This window comes from Klebsiella sp. CN_Kp088, from assembly GCF_040064335.1.
Lineage (GTDB): Bacteria > Pseudomonadota > Gammaproteobacteria > Enterobacterales > Enterobacteriaceae > Klebsiella > Klebsiella aerogenes.
The window spans coordinates 13,919-28,530 of record NZ_JBEAIQ010000021.1 but is presented as its reverse complement, the minus strand read 5'-3'; the positions used below and the strand labels follow the sequence as shown (position 1 = coordinate 28,530).

Here is a 14,612-nt window from a genome sequence, read left to right as displayed (position 1 = left end):
AGAGCAAGAAGACATTTTGCTGGCTGTCGAGCGGATGATGGGGTGACGTCGATGGAAAAGCGCGGCGAAGATATCGCCGCGCGCAGGGGGATTACTGGGCTTTTTTCTCCGCAGCCGCCACGGCATCGTTCGCGGCTGGCTGTTGGCCGGTGGCGCTTTCTGTCTGCGTCGGCCGGGTCGCCGGCAGGGCATCGCACGGTTTTTCCTGCGGGCAAACCAGGTCGAGCATCTTTAACGTCACGCCATTGGTCCAGCCAAAGCCGTCCTGCAGCGGGTATTCACCGCCGCCGCCGCCGGTACCTGTTGAACTCACGTCATATTTCTCTACCAGCTTCTGCTTGCTGTCATAGGTGTGCTGGACGTTGCTGAGGAAGCGCCAGGTGACCTCCATGGCCACCTTTTTCTGACCGTAGTTCTGCAGGCCTTCCACCGCCACCCACTGCAGCGGCGCCCAGCCGTTTGGCGCGTCCCATTGCTGGCCGCTATTGACCGTGGTCGTGGTGAGGCCGCCGGGCTTCAGCAGGCGGCTTTCGGCGGCGGCGGCGACTTTCGCGGCGCGTTCGCTGGAGGCCGCTTTGACGTACAGCGGGAACAGCGCCGCGGCGGTCAGCTGATTACGGACTTTATGGCTCTTCAGATCGTAATCGGCATACCAGCCTTCTTTATCGTTCCACAGATATTTTTCCAGCGCTTTCTGACGGGCGTTCGCCAGCGCATCGTACTGTCCGGCTTTGGCGCTGTCGCCAGCGGCCTTACTGGCGCGGGCGATGGTTTTTTCCATGTGGAACATCAGCGCATTGAGATCGACAGGAAGGATGCTGGTGGTGCGGATAGTCCCCAATTGCTGCGGATTATCCATCCAGCGAGAGCTGAAGTCCCATCCGGAAGCCGCGGCGGAACGTAGGTCGCGATAGATTTCGGTGGCCGGGCGGTTAGGATTGTTTTTGGCGGTGGTGACATCGTCCAGCCAGGACTCCGGGCGCGGCGTATCGTTATCATCCCAGTAGCGGTTAAGCAGCGCGCCATCTTCCATACGCACCACGCGTTTATTGGCTTTGCCGGGCGTTAGCGCATCGGCGCCTTCCATCCAATAGCGATACTCTTTTTCCATCTGCGGCAGCCAGGTCTTCAGCGCCCGATCGCCATCGTGGCTGGCCAGCAGCTCAACCATAAAGGAGAAGAACGGCGGCTGCGAACGGCTCAGATAGTAGCTGCGGTTGCCGTTTGGAATATGGCCCCAGCGGTCTATTTCGGCAGCGAAGTTGGCCACCATGTCTTCCACTTTATCCCAGTGCCCGCTTTCGGCGAGGCCCAGCATGGTGAAATAACTATCCCAGTAATAAACCTCGCGGAAGCGTCCACCGGGTACCACATAAGGTTTCGGCAGCGGCAGCAGCGAATCCCATTTCTCGACCTCGACGGTGCTGCGGGTTAAAACTGGCCATAGCCCATCGATGTGTTGACGCAGGGTTTGTCCTTTCGGCGGCACGTATTGATCGTTATCACGCGGCAGGGTGAAGTTGATCTCAACGAAATGGCGCAGATCGAAGCTGGCCTGGCTTTTTTGCATTCGATAGTCGGCAAGGATCATCAGCGGATCGCTGTTCGGTACCGCATCAGCGAAGGTTTTTTGGTCAGGGAATAGTTTCGCGCTCTGCACGTCGTTAAACAGCGGGCCTAATAGTTCATCAGGCGATTGCGGTACCGGGGAGGTGTTGTCATCTGCCTGCGCGGCGAATGTCGCCAGGCTTAATATTGCGCCTCCCAGTGCCAGTTGAATAAGGTAGGTCAGGGTTTCCGGGCGACGTAGAACCGATCTCGTCATCGATAATTCTCCATTTTTGCGTTTTGCTGACTTCGCGCCACTGCGAACGGCCATCAGAAAACCTTAGCCGAATATCGGCCGCTTCGCGTGTTGGAGTTAACATTTTGGCCGAAAACAGACTATTTACCTTGCGATGTATTGTCCGGGGGTTTTGCCGGTCTGGCTGCGGAAAAAGTAGATAAAGGCGCTATCGCTGGCAAACTCCAGCGCCTGGGCGACATCCGTAATGCGTTGACCGCTGGCCAATAGCTCAACGGCTTTCATCAACCGCCACTGTTGGCGCCACTGCTGATATGACATGCCGGTTTCACGTTGAAACAGGCGGCTGATGGTCTTTTCTCCGGCGCCGCATTGCGCCGCCAGTTGCTGAAGCTGCGGCGGGTGCCCATGGCCGTTGAGATGGCGCAGACGTTTATCCTGCGGCAGCGTTAGCATCATCGGCTCATGTTTTGCCGCGCCGATTTCCGCCACGCAGAGCGCCGCCAGGTGCCGGGCCGGACCCTGTTGCCAGTCAGTATCCCACAGGCTGGCGCTAATGCGTTCGAGCAACTCGCGCAGCAGCGGGGTAACGTTGAGGATGGCCGGGGCGGCGGGTAGCTCGGGATAATGCGTATTGGCGAACCACACCGAACGGTAATCAACGATGTGCTGCATTTGGGCGCGGTGCGTCACGCCTGCGGGGATCCACGCCGCGCGGGTCGGCGGTAACATACACAATAGCGCGCCATCATTTAGCGTCAGCCGGATACAACCCTGACGGGTAAATAACATCTGCCCCATTTGATGACGATGCAGACCGTCGTCATGATCGCCGTTAAGCGTGGATTGCACGCCAATCAGCGGCGCACTGAGCGTATCAGGGTCAAAGGATGCATCCGCGCTGAGCCATGCCATAATGTCTGATTCTCGATGTTAAATGTCATTATATTTATAATCGCCGTTTTTGCCGCTCCCTACAATGGCGCCTTTGACGAGGGAGGTGGATATGTTAAGTCGTTCGGCGATGGCGCTGGTTACCGCATTACTCATGTTTCCGCAAATCGCGGAAACTATCTATAGCCCGGCGCTGACTGATATCAGCGCCCATTTTTCCGTTAGCGCCGCCGATGCGGCGCAGACGCTGGCGGTCTATTTTATCGGCTTTGCCGTTGGCGTGCTGTTCTGGGGCTGGTTCAGCGACCGGCGCGGGCGGCGGCCGGCGTTATTGCTCGGTCTGGCGGTGTATACCGCAGGTTGTATGCTGGCGCTGGCGGCGCCAGATTTTAGCGTACTGCTGGCGGCTCGTATCGTGGCGGCTTTCGGCGCGGCAATCGGGTCGGTGGTTGGGCAAACGGTGCTGCGGGATGCGTTTGATGGCCGGAGGTTGGCGGCGATCTTTTCTTTTGTCGGCATGGCGCTGGCTATCAGCCCGGCAATTGGCGTTTATCTTGGCGGCGTGCTGACGGCCTGGCGCGGAATGAACGGCGTCTTCGGCGCACTGGCGTTGCTGGCGGCGGCGCTGTTGCTGCTGTGCGCGGTGATCATGCCGGAAACCCGGCCGCCGCGAACGGGGGATCAGGCGCTCTGGCCGTTAATGCTGCGCATGCTGGCGGATGCGAAAATCCGTTTTGCGGTGGCGCTGGTGGCGGCATTGAATATCGGTTTGTTCAGCTATTACAGCCAGGGGCCTTTCCTTTTTGCCCGCCTGGGGTTGGATGCGCGGACCTTTGGCTATAGCGGCATGGCGCTGGCGGCAGGGGCGTTGGTTGGCGCGCAGGGCAATCGTTTGTTGCTGCGACGTGGAGCAGGGCAGCGGCCTATTTTTATCTGTGCCGGTCTGCTGTTATTGCTCGCCAGCGCAGGCGTATGCCTGTTAGCGGATTCATGGTTCTTTTTGCTGCCGATGATCGCAGTGGCGACAGCCTATGCCATGGCGATCCCCGTAGTGCTGGGAACGGCGCTTAGCGACTACGCTGATTGTCGTGGTAGCGCCGGAGCGCTGTTCGGCCTGACCTATTATTTGGTTATCGGCTTGGGGCTGGCATTCGTGGGGTGGGGGCAATCGCTCGGCGTCGCGTTGGCTATCTGTGCGGTGATTTGCGCGTTAACCGGTTGGTGTTATCTGCGATACATTGATGATTAGTTTCTGGATTTGTGATGATTAGCACAAATCACTATTTAGCAGGTTTGTGAGTGGATGAAAAATCGATATTGATTTTAATCAAGGAATTACCTGCTATAAAATAGCTAAAAAATGAGGTTAAAATAATGTTGTAAATGATAATTCATTGTTTGTTTTTGTTTTCAACTTAATTAATTAAATATATCTTTACATACAAATAAAGCGAAAAATTGTGACCTCATCCCGTAATAAATCGAAATAAATACAGTTTTCTCATTTTATTTGATTGTTTACACCTGAGTTTTAATCAGGAATTAATGTGAAATATCTCCTTTTATTGCTTGAAAATTACCCTTTCCCTGCTCGCATTTAGCTTAAAAATTAACCTTTTTTATCCCCATAAATATTTTTTATCCCCTCATGTTTCTTTGACTAAAATCATGCTTAATTTCATGTTTTTGTTTTTATCTTATTGATTTTAATTGCTTTGTTTTGTTTCATGGATGAGGTTGATTATAGGTGAAAGTGCTTTGTGAGTGGTCTCACACAACCATCGGATCATCATTTGATACACTTTCCGCCGTCAACAAAGTCATTAACGTGGATAACCAATATGAATACTATTCCGCTCCCTAAAACTCAGCACCTGGTTGTATTCCAGGAGGTGATCAGAAGTGGTTCGATTGGTTCGGCAGCGAAAGAGTTAGGATTAACTCAACCTGCAGTCAGTAAAACGATTAATGATATTGAAGACTATTTCGGCACTGAGCTTATTGTCCGTAAAAATACCGGTGTTACGTTGACGGAGGCCGGACAGGTGCTGTTGAGCTGGTCGGAGTCGATTACCCGCGAAATGAAAAATATGGTTAACGAAATGAACAGCATGACCTGCAGCACCGTCGTTGACGTCTCTTTCGGTTTCCCGTCGCTGATCGGCTTCACTTTTATGTCGGATATGATCCATAAATTCAAAAAGTTATTTCCCAAAGCACAGGTCTCGATGTACGAAGCGCAGCTTTCATCGTTCCTGCCGGCGATTCGCGATGGCCGTCTCGATTTCGCCATCGGCACGTTGAGCGATGAGATGAAGCTGCACGATCTGCATGTCGAACCGCTATTTGAATCGGAGTTCGTGCTGGTGGCCAGCAAATCGCGAACGCGCAGCGGCAGTGCCACGCTGGCATCGTTACAGCACGAACAGTGGGTATTGCCGCAAACTAATATGGGTTACTACAGTGAACTCCTCGCCACGCTTCAACGCAGCGGCATCAACAATGAAAACATCGTTAAAACAGACTCTGTCGTTACTATTTATAATCTTGTTCTCAATGCTGATTTCCTGACGGTTATTCCTTGTGATATGACCGCACCTTTTGGCTCTAATCAATTTATTACCATTCCTGTCGAGGATGCGTTACCGGTGGCGCATTATGCTGCAGTGTGGTCGAAAAATTATCGCATTAAAAGCGCGGCCTCGGCGTTAGTTGAATTAGCGAAAGAATATTCAGCCCATAGCGGCTGCCGACGACGACAATTAATTACCGTGGACTAATTGTCTTTTTGTATTGATTGAAAATTAAGCTGCGATCTGTTTATCAATCGCTGCCCATTAACGCTATTTTTTAATTCCAGGTTAAGAGGTTCTCATGCATATTACATACGATCTTCCGGTTGCTATTGAAGATATCCTCGAAGCGAAAAAAAGATTGGCAGGTAAAATATATAAAACGGGGATGCCGCGCTCAAATTATTTCAGTGAACGATGCAAAGGCGAAATATTCCTTAAGTTTGAAAATATGCAGCGCACCGGTTCTTTTAAAATTCGCGGCGCGTTTAATAAACTCAGCTCGCTGACCGATGCCGAAAAGCGCAAAGGCGTGGTGGCGTGTTCCGCCGGTAACCATGCGCAGGGCGTTTCGCTCTCCTGCGCTATGCTCGGTATTGACGGCAAAGTGGTGATGCCGAAAGGCGCGCCAAAATCGAAAGTTGCCGCCACCTGCGACTATTCGGCGGAAGTAGTGCTACATGGCGATAACTTTAACGACACTATCGCCAAAGTCAGCGAAATTGTCGAAATGGAAGGGCGTATATTTATTCCTCCCTACGATGACCCGAAAGTGATAGCCGGGCAGGGGACTATTGGTCTCGAGATCATGGAGGATTTATATGATGTCGATAACGTTATTGTGCCGATTGGCGGCGGCGGTTTAATTGCCGGCATCGCGGTGGCGATTAAATCGATTAACCCGACTATTCGTATTATTGGCGTACAGTCGGAAAACGTTCACGGCATGGCCGCCTCGTATTACGCCGGAGAAATTACCAATCATCGCACTAATGCCACCCTTGCTGACGGTTGCGACGTTTCTCGTCCGGGAAATATTACCTATCAGATCGTGCGTGAATTAGTCGACGATATTGTGCTGGTCAGCGAAGATGAAATTCGCAATAGTATGGTCGCACTTATTCAACGCAATAAAGTCATTACCGAAGGGGCCGGGGCGTTAGCCTGTGCCGCATTATTAAGCGGTAAGCTGGATAGCTATATTCAGAACCGAAAAACCGTCAGCATTATTTCCGGCGGTAATATCGATCTGTCTCGCGTATCGCAAATTACTGGTTTAGTTGACGCTTAATCTTTTTGATGAGGATAGGATATGAGTACTACAGATAGCATTGTATCCAGCCAGACAAAAGAGTCGTCCTGGCGCAAATCGGACACCACCTGGACCCTGGGCTTATTCGGCACCGCCATTGGCGCCGGGGTATTATTCTTCCCGATCCGCGCCGGCTTCGGCGGCCTGATCCCCATCTTACTAATGTTAGTGCTGGCCTACCCGATCGCCTTCTATTGCCACCGGGCGCTGGCGCGGCTGTGCCTTTCCGGCTCAAATCCTTCCGGCAACATCACCGAAACGGTAGAGGAGCACTTTGGTAAAACCGGCGGGGTGGTGATTACCTTCCTTTATTTCTTTGCGATTTGCCCGCTGCTGTGGATTTACGGCGTGACAATCACTAATACCTTTATGACCTTCTGGGAAAACCAGCTGCAGTTGCCGGCGCTGAACCGCGGTTTTGTCGCGCTGTTCCTGCTGCTGCTAATGGCGTTCGTCATCTGGTTCGGTAAAGACCTGATGGTGAAAGTGATGAGCTATCTGGTATGGCCATTTATCGCCAGCCTGGTGCTGATTTCGCTGTCGCTGATCCCTTACTGGAACTCCGCGGTTATCGATCAGGTCAATTTAAGCGAGATTTCGCTAACCGGTCACGATGGCATTCTGGTTACCGTCTGGTTGGGTATTTCGATTATGGTGTTCTCGTTTAACTTCTCGCCTATTGTCTCTTCATTCGTGGTTTCCAAGCGCGAAGAGTATGAAAAAGAGTTTGGTCGCGAGTTCACCGAGCGCAAATGTTCACAGATTATCTCTCGCGCCAGCATGCTGATGGTGGCCGTGGTAATGTTCTTTGCCTTCAGCTGCCTGTTTACGCTGTCGCCGCAGAATATGGCCGATGCCAAGGCGCAGAATATCCCGGTGCTCTCATACCTGGCGAACCACTTCGCCTCGCTGTCCGGCACCAAATCCACCTTTGCCACGGTGCTTGAATATGGCGCGTCAATCATTGCGCTGGTGGCGATTTTCAAATCTTTCTTCGGCCACTATCTCGGCACGCTGGAAGGCCTGAACGGTCTGGTGCTGAAGTTTGGCTACAAAGGCGATAAAACCCGCGTTTCCAGCGGCAAGCTCAACACCATCAGCATGATTTTTATCATGGGCTCAACGTGGATTGTCGCCTACGCCAACCCGAACATTCTCGACCTGATTGAAGCGATGGGCGCGCCGATTATTGCCTCACTGCTGTGCCTGCTGCCGATGTACGCCATTCGTAAAGCGCCATCGTTGGCGAAATATCGCGGCCGCCTGGACAACGTCTTCGTCACGGTAATCGGTCTGCTGACCATTCTGAACATCGTTTACAAACTGTTTTAATTAAGCTCAGGACGAGCGGAGTGATGACATGAATGAATATCCGGTAGTACTGGTCATTAACTGCGGCTCGTCTTCAATTAAATTTTCAGTACTTGATGCCGCCAGCTGTGAAGTATTAATGGCTGGTATTGCAGATGGCATTAATTCTGAAAATGCGTTCCTGTCAATAAATGGGGGAGAGCCGGCTAAGCTGGCTCACCGCAGCTATGAGGGCGCATTGAAGGCGATCGCATTTGAATTAGAAAAACGCGATTTAGTTGATAGCGTGGCGTTAATTGGCCACCGTATCGCGCACGGCGGCAGCATATTTACCGAATCGGTGATCATTACCGATGACGTTATCGACAATATTCGCCAGGTGTCGCCGCTGGCGCCGCTACATAATTACGCCAATCTCAGCGGTATTGAATCAGCGCAGCAGTTATTCCCCGGTGTACTGCAGGTGGCGGTGTTTGATACCAGCTTTCATCAAACGCTGGCGCCAGAGGCATTTCTTTACGGCCTGCCGTGGGACTATTACCAGCGCTTGGGCGTGCGTCGCTATGGTTTCCACGGCACCTCGCACCGTTATGTGGCTCAGCGCGCGCTGGCGCTGCTTGATTTACCCGAGCAGGATAGCGGGCTGGTCATTGCTCATCTTGGCAACGGCGCGTCGATTTGCGCGGTACGCAACGGCCACAGCGTGGACACCTCGATGGGCATGACGCCGTTGGAAGGCCTGATGATGGGCACCCGCAGCGGGGATGTCGATTTTGGCGCGATGGCGTGGATTGCCAGCGAAACTAACCAGACGCTCAGCGATCTGGAGCGCGTGGTGAATAAGGAGTCCGGCCTGCTGGGGATATCCGGATTGTCATCCGACCTGCGGGTGCTGGAAAAAGCCTGGCATGAGGGGCATGAACGCGCGCGGTTGGCGATTAAAACCTTTGTGCATCGTATTGCCCGCCACATTGCCGGCCATGCCGCCTCGCTACGCCGCCTTGACGCGATTATTTTTACCGGCGGCATCGGCGAAAATTCGGTATTAATCCGCCAACTGGTGATTGAGCATTTAGCGGTATTTGGCGTCAGCCTGAACGATGCGTTAAATAAACAACCCAACTCCGCCGGTGAACGCATTATCTCTTCCCGCGAGGCTCGAGTGATATCTGCAGTCATACCCACCAATGAAGAGAAGATGATTGCGCTCGATGCTATTCATTTAGGCAAAATTAATGCATCCCTGGAATTTGCTTAATTACGTTGTTGTCCTGTAGAGAGATTATTTTTCATGAAGGTAAATATCGATACCAGCGATATGCTGTACGCCGAAGCATGGCACGGATTTAACGGTACGGACTGGAAAGAAGAAATTAATGTCCGTGACTTTATTCAGCACAACTATACGCCATATACCGGGGATGAATCGTTCCTCGCACAGGCGACGCCGGCGACGACCGCGCTGTGGGAAAAAGTGATGGCCGGCATTCGCGTAGAGAACGCCACCCACGCGCCGGTTGATTTTGATACCAATATCGCCACCACCATTACCGCTCACGATGCCGGCTATATCGACCAGGCGCTGGAGAAAATTGTCGGTCTGCAAACGGATAAACCGCTCAAGCGCGCGCTACATCCGTTTGGCGGCATTAACATGATTAAAAGCTCGTTTGATGCCTATGGCCGGGAAATGGATAGCCAGTTTGAATATCTGTTTAGCGAGCTGCGTAAAACCCACAATCAGGGGGTATTTGACGCCTATTCGCCCGATATGCTGCGCTGCCGTAAATCCGGCGTGTTGACTGGCCTGCCGGACGGCTATGGCCGCGGGCGTATTATTGGCGACTACCGCCGCGTGGCGCTATACGGCATTCGCTACCTGGTGCGTGAACGTGAGCTGCAGTTTGCCGATCTGCAGGCAACGCTCGAGCGCGGGCAGGATCTGGAAGCCACTATTCGTCTGCGTGAAGAGCTGGCGGAGCACCGCCGCGCGCTGCTGCAAATGCAGGAGATGGCGGCGAAATATGGCTGTGATATCTCCCGCCCGGCGCGCAACGCCCAGGAAGCGGTACAGTGGTTGTACTTCGCCTATCTGGCGGCGGTGAAATCGCAAAACGGCGGCGCGATGTCGCTGGGGCGCACTGCCTCTTTCCTCGATATCTATATCGAGCGCGACTTCCACGCCGGGATCCTCAATGAACAACAGGCCCAGGAGCTGATCGACCACTTCATTATGAAGATCCGCATGGTGCGTTTCCTGCGTACGCCGGAATTCGACACGCTGTTCTCCGGCGATCCCATCTGGGCAACCGAAGTGATTGGCGGGATGGGGCTGGATGGCCGCACGCTGGTGACTAAAAACTCTTTCCGCTATCTGCATACGCTGCACACCATGGGCCCGGCGCCGGAACCTAACCTTACCGTATTGTGGTCTGAAGCGCTGCCGATTGCCTTTAAGAAATACGCCGCCCAGGTCTCGATCGTCACTTCCTCGCTACAGTATGAAAACGATGACCTGATGCGCGCCGATTTCAACAGTGATGATTACGCCATTGCCTGCTGCGTCAGCCCGATGGTCATCGGCAAACAGATGCAGTTCTTCGGCGCGCGCGCCAACCTCGCCAAAACGCTGCTGTACGCAATCAATGGCGGGGTGGATGAGAAACTCAAAATCCAGGTCGGGCCGAAAACCGCACCGCTGATGGACGACGTGCTGGATTACGACAAAGTGATGGCCAGCCTCGATCATTTTATGGATTGGCTGGCGGTGCAGTACATCAGCGCGCTGAACATCATTCATTACATGCATGATAAATATAGTTATGAAGCCTCGCTGATGGCGCTGCACGACCGCGATGTATACCGCACCATGGCCTGCGGGATTGCCGGTCTGTCGGTGGCGGCGGATTCGCTTTCGGCTATTAAGCACGCGAAGGTGAAACCCATCCGTGACGACAGCGGCCTGGCGATCGATTTTGAGATTGAAGGCGATTATCCGCAGTACGGCAATAACGATCGGCGCGTTGATAGTATCGCCTGCGATCTCGTTGAACGTTTCATGAAGAAAATTAAGGTGTTGCCGACCTACCGTAACGCGGTGCCGACGCAGTCGATTCTGACGATTACCTCAAACGTGGTGTACGGTCAGAAAACTGGTAATACCCCGGATGGCCGCCGCGCCGGTACGCCGTTTGCGCCGGGGGCAAATCCGATGCATGGCCGCGATCGTAAAGGGGCGGTCGCTTCGTTGACTTCCGTGGCTAAGTTGCCGTTCGCCTACGCGAAGGACGGAATCTCTTATACCTTCTCGATTGTCCCGGCGGCGTTAGGCAAAGAGGCGAGCGTCCGGCAAACCAACCTCGTCGGTCTGCTTGATGGCTACTTCCACCACGAAGAGCGGATCGAGGGCGGTCAGCATCTGAACGTCAACGTGATGAACCGCGAGATGCTGCTGGATGCCATAGCTCATCCGGAAAATTATCCGAACCTGACCATCCGCGTCTCTGGCTATGCGGTGCGCTTTAATGCGCTGACCCACGAACAGCAGCAGGATGTCATTTCGCGAACCTTCACCCAGGCGCTGTAACGCAACGGGGCGACGATCATGGTCGCCCCATTTTTTTCGTGGCTATGAAACCTGGTCTTCACTACACGGTAAACCGAGGTGTGAATATGATTAGCGCTTTCGATATTTTCAAAATTGGTATTGGCCCTTCGAGCTCCCATACGGTGGGGCCGATGAATGCAGGAAAAAGTTTTATCACCGAGCTGGCGACCCGCGGCAACCTGGCGCAGACTACGCGCATTGTCGTCGATCTGTACGGTTCGCTATCGCTCACTGGCAAAGGGCATGCGACCGATGTCGCCATCATCATGGGGCTGGCCGGAAATAGTCCGCAGGATGTCGATATTGACGCCATCCCGGGATTTATTCAGCGGGTGACAGAGAGCGGCCGTCTGCCGGTGGCGAAGGGGAGCCGACAGGTCGATTTCCCGCTGCCGGAGAGCATCGTATTTCATGATAGCGCGCTGGCACGCCATGAGAACGGTATGCGCATCAGCGCCTGGGATCATCAGCAGCCGCTACTCAGCAAAACCTATTACTCAATTGGCGGCGGGTTTATCGTTGAGGAGGCATGTTTTGGCCAGACTCACGATGTTGCAACGCCGGTCCCCTTTGATTTCCGCTCCGCCCATCAACTGCTTCAGCTGTGCGAGCACAATGGCCTTTCCATCTCTGGCCTGATGATGCAAAACGAGCTGGCGCTGCGCGATAAGGGACAAATCGAGGCTGGTTTCGCCGCCATTTACGCGGTGATGCATAACGGTATTGAGCGGGGAATGAATACCGAGGGCGTGCTGCCGGGGCCGCTCAACGTACCGCGCAGAGCGGCTGCGCTGCGCCGACAGCTGGTGGCCAGCGACAGCCTTTCCCGCGACCCGATGAACGTTATCGACTGGATCAATATGTTCGCGCTGGCGGTGAGCGAAGAGAACGCCGCCGGTGGCCGGGTCGTCACTGCGCCGACCAATGGCGCTTGCGGGATTATTCCGGCGGTTCTGGCCTATTACGACAAGTTTCGCCGCCCGGTCAATGCCAACTCGATTGCCCGCTATCTGCTGGCTGCGGCGGCTATCGGTTCACTGTATAAGATGAATGCCTCTATATCTGGCGCAGAAGTTGGCTGTCAGGGCGAAATTGGCGTGGCCTGCTCTATGGCGGCGGCAGGGTTGACAGAACTGCTTGGCGGCAGCCCGGCGCAGGTATGCAACGCCGCGGAAATTGCGATGGAACATAACCTCGGTCTGACCTGCGATCCGGTGGCCGGACAGGTGCAAATTCCCTGCATCGAACGCAATGCCATCAATGCGGTGAAGGCGGTAAACGCCGCGCGGATGGCGCTCCGTCGTACCAGCGAGCCGCGGGTCTGTCTCGACAAGGTTATTGAGACGATGTATGAAACCGGCAAAGATATGAACGATAAATATCGCGAAACCTCGCGCGGCGGGCTGGCGATAAAAGTGATTTGCGCCTGACGAATCAAAAAGGACTGGGCTGGCGCGCCGCTATCGCTTTACCGCTGACCGGATGATGAAAATGCAGTTCACTGGCGTGGAGCATCAGGCGTGAGGCCTGATGCTCCACCAGCCCTCCGTAGAGATCGCAGCCGAGAATCGGATAGCCGAGATGCTGGCAGTGGATGCGTAGCTGATGGGTGCGTCCGGTTTCCGGCAGCAGCCGCACGCGCGTTACCGCCAGCGAACCACCGGCTATTGGCAACCATTCCCGTGATAGCACCTGATAGCGCGAGCGCGCCGGTTTACCATTACGCGCGCTAATCGCCATGCGCGGAAACAGCGCCGGATCCTTGGCAATCGGCGCGTCTATAATCCCTTCATCTTCCTCTGGATGTCCGCATAACAGGGCGTGATAGACCTTGCTTACCGCCCGCTGGCTGAACTGCTGACACAGCGCGGCGTTGATCGTTTTGTTACGTGCGACCACCATCAGCCCGGACGTCCCGAAATCGAGTCGATGCACCAGCGTGCATCCCGGAAAATCCCGCACCAGGCGATGATGAACTGAATCCTGGTTCTGCGGGTTCTTACCCGACAGGCTGAGCAGGCCGCTGGGTTTGTCGATCAACAACAAATGCGCGTCCTCGTAGAGGATCTTAATCTGCGCGGAACAAGGTGGGGCGATAAAGGTATCAATGACGGTGGACATGGGCAGGCGCTGCTTAAGGGTGAGGGGGGATGATAGCGAATCTCTGTCCGGAAGGCGACCTGGGAGTGTACGCTCCGGCACTGAAGACCTTTTTTAAAGTATTGCGATAACAAATTATGCAACCCCCTTTGCAGAGACGAGCTGGCTGTGGTACATAGTTGTTATGTTATAACATAATAAAATCGATAAGTATGCTTAAGAGTGATACTGAAATACTTAGCATCAAGGGGCTGAGTCTGACTGTCAAAAAGAGGACGGTAATACTTGACGGGATTCATTTCTCACTCCGAGCTGGGGAAAAGTTGGCGGTTATTGGACCTAACGGCAGCGGTAAGTCGAGCCTATTAAGAGCCATTATTGGCGAAGTCAATCCGGATAAAGGAACGCTGTACTGGCAGGGGTGTCAACTACGGCATCTGTCGCCACAAGCGCGCGCGCGGAATATTGCCTTCCTGTCGCAAAACGATATCCCCGATTTGCGCCTGACGGTGGAAGAGTATGTTCAATTGGGCCGTTTACCGTATCGCGAATCACCGTCCTCGGCGCAGGGACGGCGCATCGTGGATAGCGTTATTAGTGATACGGGTCTGCAGCCTTTACGCCATCGCCCGCTGGGCAACCTCTCCGGTGGTCAGCGTCAGCGCGCCGCGCTTGCCCGCGCGCTGGCGCAATCCCCCGAATTACTATTGCTGGATGAGCCGACCAATCACCTCGATCCGCTGGCGAGAAGCGAGTTGCTTACCCTGGTAAAGCGCACAGAGGTGGCGGTGATTGCGGTGTTACACGATCTTGCCGCGGCTGAAGCCTTTGCCGACCGAATGCTGGTTATCCACCACGGCAAGCAGGTGATTTGCGACGTACCCGAGGCTGCGCTGCACCCCAGCGTAAGCTATCCGGTTTTTGGCATGACCAGTTTTCGCGTGGCGCATCCCGTGAGCGGTAAAGCGCTGCGCATTTTTGAAGTTCCTCATCACGCTTAATGACCTCGAG

At 54.1% G+C, this 14,612-nt stretch carries 11 protein-coding genes; 8 read left to right on the top strand and 3 right to left on the bottom strand.

Translation table 11 applies throughout. The features are described 5' to 3' along the window. Positions 1 to 91: 91 nt before the first annotated feature. Both ABLV08_RS10750 and ABLV08_RS10745 read right to left on the bottom strand, forming a co-directional pair. On the bottom strand, positions 92 to 1,825 hold the full coding sequence (locus ABLV08_RS10750) for an alpha,alpha-trehalase (protein WP_045387480.1): 1,734 nt from the start codon (positions 1,823 to 1,825) through the stop codon (positions 92 to 94). Between the two features lie 123 nt (positions 1,826 to 1,948). Beyond that, positions 1,949 to 2,719, bottom strand: coding sequence for a helix-turn-helix transcriptional regulator (locus ABLV08_RS10745; RefSeq protein WP_015705836.1), 771 nt, complete (start codon positions 2,717 to 2,719; stop codon positions 1,949 to 1,951). Between the two features lie 91 nt (positions 2,720 to 2,810). On the opposite strand from ABLV08_RS10745, the gene ABLV08_RS10740 reads away from it, so the two are divergent. The 7 genes from ABLV08_RS10740 (at position 2,811) to tdcG (ending at position 12,931) form a co-directional block, all read left to right on the top strand. Next, the gene (locus ABLV08_RS10740; RefSeq protein WP_032708452.1) at positions 2,811 to 3,947 is read left to right on the top strand and encodes an MFS transporter; all 1,137 of its coding nucleotides are present in this window, start codon (positions 2,811 to 2,813) and stop codon (positions 3,945 to 3,947) included. 592 nt (positions 3,948 to 4,539) lie between these two features. Beyond that, positions 4,540 to 5,478 (top strand): transcriptional regulator TdcA, encoded by a 939-nt coding sequence (tdcA, locus tag ABLV08_RS10735; protein WP_015366078.1) that lies wholly within the window; start codon positions 4,540 to 4,542, stop codon positions 5,476 to 5,478. A gap of 94 nt (positions 5,479 to 5,572) precedes the next feature. Further along, on the top strand, positions 5,573 to 6,562 hold the full coding sequence (tdcB, locus tag ABLV08_RS10730; RefSeq protein ID WP_015366079.1) for a bifunctional threonine ammonia-lyase/L-serine ammonia-lyase TdcB: 990 nt from the start codon (positions 5,573 to 5,575) through the stop codon (positions 6,560 to 6,562). A 21-nt stretch (positions 6,563 to 6,583) separates the two neighbouring features. Further along, positions 6,584 to 7,915, top strand: coding sequence for a threonine/serine transporter TdcC (gene tdcC / locus ABLV08_RS10725; RefSeq protein WP_020078491.1), 1,332 nt, complete (start codon positions 6,584 to 6,586; stop codon positions 7,913 to 7,915). A 28-nt stretch (positions 7,916 to 7,943) separates the two neighbouring features. After that, positions 7,944 to 9,152, top strand: a complete 1,209-nt coding sequence (gene tdcD, locus ABLV08_RS10720) for a propionate kinase (protein WP_015705833.1) — start codon at positions 7,944 to 7,946, stop codon at positions 9,150 to 9,152. Positions 9,153 to 9,185: 33 nt separating this feature from the next. Next, a complete protein-coding gene (pflB, locus tag ABLV08_RS10715; protein WP_015705832.1) occupies positions 9,186 to 11,480 on the top strand; it encodes a formate C-acetyltransferase in 2,295 nt (764 codons plus the stop codon). Between the two features lie 86 nt (positions 11,481 to 11,566). Continuing rightward, positions 11,567 to 12,931, top strand: a complete 1,365-nt coding sequence (tdcG, locus tag ABLV08_RS10710; protein ID WP_045387476.1) for an L-serine ammonia-lyase — start codon at positions 11,567 to 11,569, stop codon at positions 12,929 to 12,931. Between the two features lie 4 nt (positions 12,932 to 12,935). Here the strand turns inward: tdcG and ABLV08_RS10705 are convergent, their stop codons facing one another. Next, positions 12,936 to 13,622 (bottom strand): RluA family pseudouridine synthase, encoded by a 687-nt coding sequence (locus ABLV08_RS10705; RefSeq protein ID WP_015705830.1) that lies wholly within the window; start codon positions 13,620 to 13,622, stop codon positions 12,936 to 12,938. Between the two features lie 191 nt (positions 13,623 to 13,813). Between ABLV08_RS10705 and ABLV08_RS10700 the strand changes: the two genes are divergently transcribed. Then, the gene (locus tag ABLV08_RS10700; protein WP_150377912.1) at positions 13,814 to 14,602 is read left to right on the top strand and encodes an ABC transporter ATP-binding protein; all 789 of its coding nucleotides are present in this window, start codon (positions 13,814 to 13,816) and stop codon (positions 14,600 to 14,602) included. Positions 14,603 to 14,612: the final 10 nt, after the last annotated feature.